This is a genomic window from uncultured Caballeronia sp. (genome assembly GCF_964243625.1).
GTDB lineage: Bacteria > Pseudomonadota > Gammaproteobacteria > Burkholderiales > Burkholderiaceae > Caballeronia.
Genome location: NZ_CAXTGZ010000432.1, coordinates 1 through 5,276 on the forward strand (window position 1 = coordinate 1; position 5,276 = coordinate 5,276).

The window sequence follows — 5,276 nt, forward strand, 5'->3', positions numbered from 1 at the left end:
GCCTTCGCCTTCGCCTACGCCCGCAATCCGCAAGCCGATTTCCATGGTCGCCGTACCGGAATTGAACGTGCGCACCGGGCGGCCGCCGCAATAGGCAGACAGATCAGCTTCGAACTGCGTGTTCTGCGGGCCGGTCGTGATCCAGCCGGAACGCAGTACGTCGGCTACGCCCTGGATCGTCTCTTCGTCGATCTCGGAGCGCACGAACGGCAGGAAAGGGAGCGTTTTGGAGGTCACGTTCTGGGTCATGGAGTCTCTGCGTTAGAAATGGAGAGGCGAGGCGTTGACATAAGCTGACAAAAACAAAGCCGGGGCTAGGCGCGGGTCAACACCACTACGCCAATCAGGATGATGCCGATACCGACCAGGCGCTGCACTGACAGAATTTCACCGAACAAATACCACGCTGCGAAAGCGTTTACCACGTAACCCAATGAAAGCATGGGATAAGCCACGGAAACGTCGACCCGCGACAAACCCACGATCCACACCACGACACTGAACACATAGCAGGTAAGGCCACCGATGATCGGCCATTGCGTTGCGATCTTCAAACCAATCGGCACGATGTTCGCCGGCGTGAACTCGAAATGGCCCACGGCGTTCACACCTGCTTTGAGCAGCAACTGCGCACCGGCGTTCAACAGGACGCCAGTGATGATGCAAATGAAGGATATCGGGTTCATCGTCGACCGTAATAGTGGTTTTTATCGGCGGAGTGCGGCGCAGCATTCTTGTACAAAATGGCTTGCGCGAACGCCGCGCCATTGTTTCAAGGCTGCGGCTTTTCCACAATGACCCTTCGATCATCACGCGCAATCACTTTCATCGGCACGTTTTTCGCAAGCATTTCGTCATACCTGCCCGGGGGCATCAGCGCCAGAGCGTATCGATCGGCGTCCCAGCGTTGAATCCACGCATCGATGGTCGGCAACCATTTCTGCGGCTCCGTCGTCACGCCGAACTGCAGTTCGTCGGGCTCCTGGACCATGATCATGGTGTGGCCGAGGTAAAACGGCATGGTGTGGTCGAGCTTGGCAACCGAATAAAACGGCGTGTCTGCCGGGAGCTTTGCCATAGCTGCCTTGACCGCAGGCACCAGTTTCACGCCTGAACTCTCGCGGCCGAAGACATCGTGTCCTGTTCCCGCGATGGTACCGATCAGCAACCACGCGGTGCCCAGCAACACAACGCCGCCAATCGAACTGCGCCGGTTGTACCAGATCGCTGCAAGCGTGACTACGAACGCAACAGCGAGCGCTGCATATACCCAAAGCTGGAACTCACGATACAGAGAGTTCGGCGTATGCCCACCGGCCATGCGACCCAGGAAGATTGCGCCGAATGCCGCCGCGACCAGAAAGACGGCATAGCCAATCAAATGCCGGCTCCATTGCACCCTCGTCAGCAACGGCAAATAGATTGCGATAAGCAACGCGATCGACGGCGCAATCGGCAGGGTATAGGACAGGAGTTTCGAGTGTGATGCGCTGAAAAACAGGAAGATGAAGGCCGTCCAGACCAGCAGCAAGGTGACCGGCGCAAAGCCGTTTGGCTGTCGTGGCACTTTCACCGCGTGGCGGGCGCTCTGGAAAATCACGGAGAGCCAGGGCAGGAATCCGATGATCAAAACGGGCACAAAGTAATAGAACGCGCCCGGCCGGTTCTGTTCGGGCGTCAGATAACGCTGAAACTGCTGCACGATGAAAAAGAAGTTCAGGAACTCCGGATTTTTCATCTGCACCAGCACGAACCAGGGCACGGAGATGATCGCAAACAGGATCAGTCCGCTGCCAATGTAAAGGCGCCGCCAGAGGGCCCAGTCACGCGCGATCAGCGTGTAGAGCACAAGGACCGCGCCCGGCAGAATAAGACCGACCAGCCCCTTTGAGAGCAATGCGAGCGCCATGCCGGCCCAGCAGAGCCACATCCAAAGCCGGACCTGGTTGGCGGGGAGGTTGGGGCGTTGCGCGAGCAACAAGCCGCACAGCGTGAGTTCCATCCAGAAGGACAAACCCATGTCGAGCGTGTCGAAATGGGCCATCAGATTCCAGTAGGGCGACGTCGCAAGGACGACTGCCGCGCAAAAGCCCGTCACGCCATTGAATACTCGCGCGCCGGTATAGCCAATCAGCAGCACGCCGGCAAACCCCGTCAGTGCGGTATAGAGCCGCGCCTGCCATTCGCCGATCCCGAACCACGCGAACGTCAGCGCGTTCGCCCAGGTTTGCAGCGGCGGTTTCTCGAAATATTTGTAGCCGTTGTATCGCGGTGTGATCCAGTCACCGGTCACGAACATTTCGCGGGCCATTTCCGCGTACCGGCCTTCGTCGCTGGGAACGAGATGGCGCAGGCCGAGGGGCGCAAACCAGACCACAGCGAGCGCTGCGACCAGCAATAAAAGCGAGAGGCGGGTGAGCGGTAGCCGGTAAGGCGTATCGTTCATAGAAGTCGACCTGTCCAGTGCCGCTTTTGCGGCGAAAAGCAAATTCAAAAAGGGGCTCGAGTGTTGCGCACCGAGACTTAAGGGCGGCTTAGGCGGGCTCCGGATGTCTTGTCGCACATGTTCGGTGAACACACGCAGGTTCCGCGTCTTCGACAATACGCACAAGCTGGCCGAATGGGCTGGTAGGTGAAGAAACGTGCAACGTTTCAACTGCTGATCGAAGAGCGCGGGCCGGTCCAAGCGACAAAGCTGCCGGGCGGCAGTTTATCGTACTGGCGTGCCGATTCCGCGCTGAGGCGCCTTGATGACGTTACGAACCGGTTCAGCGAGCGCGGATCAGGCTTCGAGCAACAGCGCGGCGGCGACCCGGCGGCCTTCCGACATCAGAATGTTGTAAGTGCGGCATGCGGCGCCGAAGTCCATCGTCTCGACGCCAATGCGCTGCTGCGTGAGCCTGGCAGTAAGCCGCGGATGCGGAAAACGCAGGCGCGCGCCGCTGCCGAACACGATGACTTCGGGCGCCAGCTCGAGCAGCGCATCGAAATGTTCAGGCGTGAGCGTCTCGAACGACGTGACCGTCCACTGGATCACGGGACTTTCCGGCATCACGATAATGCTGCCTTCATGGCGCTGGAGATTGATCGCGACGTAATCGGCGCCGTAACTCGTGATGGTGTTGAGCGCGCCGCTGGCTTCCTGATGTAATTTCAAATCGATAGTCCGACAGGCGGGTTGATGGCAAGGAGCGACTGTGCGAACGCCCGTGCCGGGAAGAATCTGCCGGCGAGTACGGCGCGCGCATTGCGAAAGTCACGCTTAATCCGCTAAATTATAACTTTTCAGCCGTTCGCGGGTTGCGAGCCCGGACGGCGCAGTGCTTCGCGTGCCGCCACAAGCTGCTTGCCGACACGCAAAAAAGGGCTGTTTTCCTTGGCCTGGTGGCCAAAAATCACACGTTTAGGCCCAAACCCGCCTTTATCCGGCGCATTTTCGCTAGACTGCCTGTTCTGCGCTGCCTTCCGAATCCCGAAATTTTCGCCGGTTCAGGAGCGCCATGACGTCCACCACGGTCGAACGTCCTTGTTGCGTCTTGTGACCGGCCCGCGTGCATCGACGCGATCCCGGTCCGGGTTGGAACGCCTTGCAGCGCAGGCCGCAATGTCCTTTGTTTGTGTCCTTTCGCCGACCTTGGCCGCCGACTGCACCCGATAACCAACAGAGCCTGATTTCAAGTAACCGAGTGAGCCTTCCCGCCGTGAAACCGATTCTCAAGTCCAATAAATTACAGAACGTCTGTTATGACATTCGCGGACCCGTGCTCGAACACGCGAAGCGTCTCGAGGACGAAGGTCACCGGATCATCAAGCTCAACATTGGCAATCTGGCCTCGTTTGGTTTCGACGCACCGGACGAGATCATCCAGGACATGATTCGGAATCTGCCTGCATCGTCGGGATATTCGGACTCGAAGGGCGTGTTCGCTGCGCGCAAGGCGATCATGCATTACACGCAGGAAAAGGGTGTGCTGGGCGTGGAGCTGGACGACATCTACATCGGCAACGGCGCGTCCGAGCTGATCGTGATGGCCATGCAGGGTTTGCTCAACGACGGCGACGAAGTGCTGCTGCCCGCGCCGGACTATCCGCTGTGGACGGCCGCGGTCAGCCTGTCATCCGGCACGCCTGTGCATTATCTCTGCGACGAAGCCGCCGACTGGATGCCCGATCTCGACGACCTGCGCTCGAAGATCACGCCGAACACGAAGGCACTGGTCATCATCAACCCGAACAATCCGACCGGCGCGCTGTATTCCGACGCGCTGCTGACCGAAATGATCGAGATCGCGCGCAAGCACGGCCTGATCATTTTCGCCGACGAGGTCTACGACAAGATCGTCTACGACGGCCGCAAGCATACGGCGGTCGCGGCTTTGTCCGAGGACGTGCTGACGGTCACGTTCAACAGCCTTTCGAAGAGCTATAGGGCGTGCGGGTATCGTGCGGGCTGGATGTTCATTTCCGGGTTGACGGGCGAGAATCGCCGTATTGCGAACGACTATATGGAAGGGCTAGGCATCCTTGCGTCCATGCGCTTGTGCGCGAACGTGCCGGGACAGTACGCCATCCAGACGGCGCTCGGCGGCTACCAGAGCATCAACGACCTGATCCTGCCAGGCGGGCGCCTCTTCAAGCAGCGCGAGCTTGCGTACGACATGCTGACCGCCATTCCCGGCGTGAGTTGCGTGAAGCCGCAAGCGGCGCTGTACATGTTCCCGAAGCTCGACCCGAAGATGTATCCGATCGTCGACGACCAGCAGTTCATCACGGACCTGTTGCTTGAAGAACGCACGTTGCTCGTGCAAGGCACGGGTTTTAACTGGCCGGCGCCCGATCATTTCCGCGTGGTGTTCCTGCCGAACGTGGACGATCTGGCTGACTCGATCAACCGTATCGCGCGCTTTCTCGATGGTTATCGAAAGCGTCACTCTGTTTAACACCTCTCTTAAAAGACTTACGCTGCAATGGAACCGATCAAAGTTGGCCTGCTGGGCTTCGGCACCGTCGGCAGCGGCACCTTCACGGTGCTGCGCCGCAATCAGGAAGAAATCAAACGGCGCGCCGGACGTGGTATCGAGATTTCGCGCATCGCCGTGCGAACGCCGTCCAAGGTGAAGGGCGCCGAAGGCATCGAGATCACGACCGACTTCAATTCGGTCGTGGACGATCCGTCCATCGACATCGTGGCCGAGATGATCGGCGGCACGGGCGTGGCGCGTGACCTGGTGCTGCGTGCGATCGCCAACGGCAAGCACGTGGTGACGGCGAACAAG

At 59.2% G+C, this 5,276-nt stretch carries 5 protein-coding genes and 1 pseudogene; 2 read left to right on the plus strand and 4 right to left on the minus strand.

Features of this window, described 5'->3' with window-relative positions:
- The 4 genes from ACFFAR_RS23830 to ACFFAR_RS23845 all read right to left on the minus strand — a co-directional run.
- Positions 1 to 249 (minus strand): DegT/DnrJ/EryC1/StrS family aminotransferase (locus ACFFAR_RS23830; protein WP_375508580.1); only part of this gene is annotated, 249 nt, incomplete at its 3' end.
- A gap of 65 nt (positions 250 to 314) precedes the next feature.
- A complete protein-coding gene (locus tag ACFFAR_RS23835; RefSeq protein ID WP_061999264.1) occupies positions 315 to 686 on the minus strand; it encodes an SMR family transporter in 372 nt (123 codons plus the stop codon).
- Between the two features lie 86 nt (positions 687 to 772).
- Positions 773 to 2,446 (minus strand): phospholipid carrier-dependent glycosyltransferase, encoded by a 1,674-nt coding sequence (locus tag ACFFAR_RS23840; protein WP_174365071.1) that lies wholly within the window; start codon positions 2,444 to 2,446, stop codon positions 773 to 775.
- Positions 2,447 to 2,782: 336 nt separating this feature from the next.
- Complete coding sequence (locus ACFFAR_RS23845) at positions 2,783 to 3,157, minus strand: MTH938/NDUFAF3 family protein (protein WP_174365072.1); 375 nt, start codon at positions 3,155 to 3,157, stop codon at positions 2,783 to 2,785.
- Positions 3,158 to 3,701: 544 nt separating this feature from the next.
- Between ACFFAR_RS23845 and ACFFAR_RS23850 the strand changes: the two genes are divergently transcribed.
- Together ACFFAR_RS23850 and ACFFAR_RS23855 are read left to right on the plus strand one after the other, a co-directional pair.
- On the plus strand, positions 3,702 to 4,940 hold the full coding sequence (locus ACFFAR_RS23850; protein ID WP_162916050.1) for a pyridoxal phosphate-dependent aminotransferase: 1,239 nt from the start codon (positions 3,702 to 3,704) through the stop codon (positions 4,938 to 4,940).
- Between the two features lie 27 nt (positions 4,941 to 4,967).
- Positions 4,968 to 5,276 (plus strand): annotated as a pseudogene (locus ACFFAR_RS23855) (homoserine dehydrogenase); the annotation flags it as partial.

Excerpts from the sequence above, each read along its gene's own strand:
- ACFFAR_RS23835 (WP_061999264.1), bottom strand. The coding sequence starts at position 686 with ATGAACCCGATATCCTTCATTTGCATCATCACTGGCGTCCTGTTGAAC.
- ACFFAR_RS23840 (WP_174365071.1), bottom strand. The coding sequence starts at position 2,446 with ATGAACGATACGCCTTACCGGCTACCGCTCACCCGCCTCTCGCTTTTA.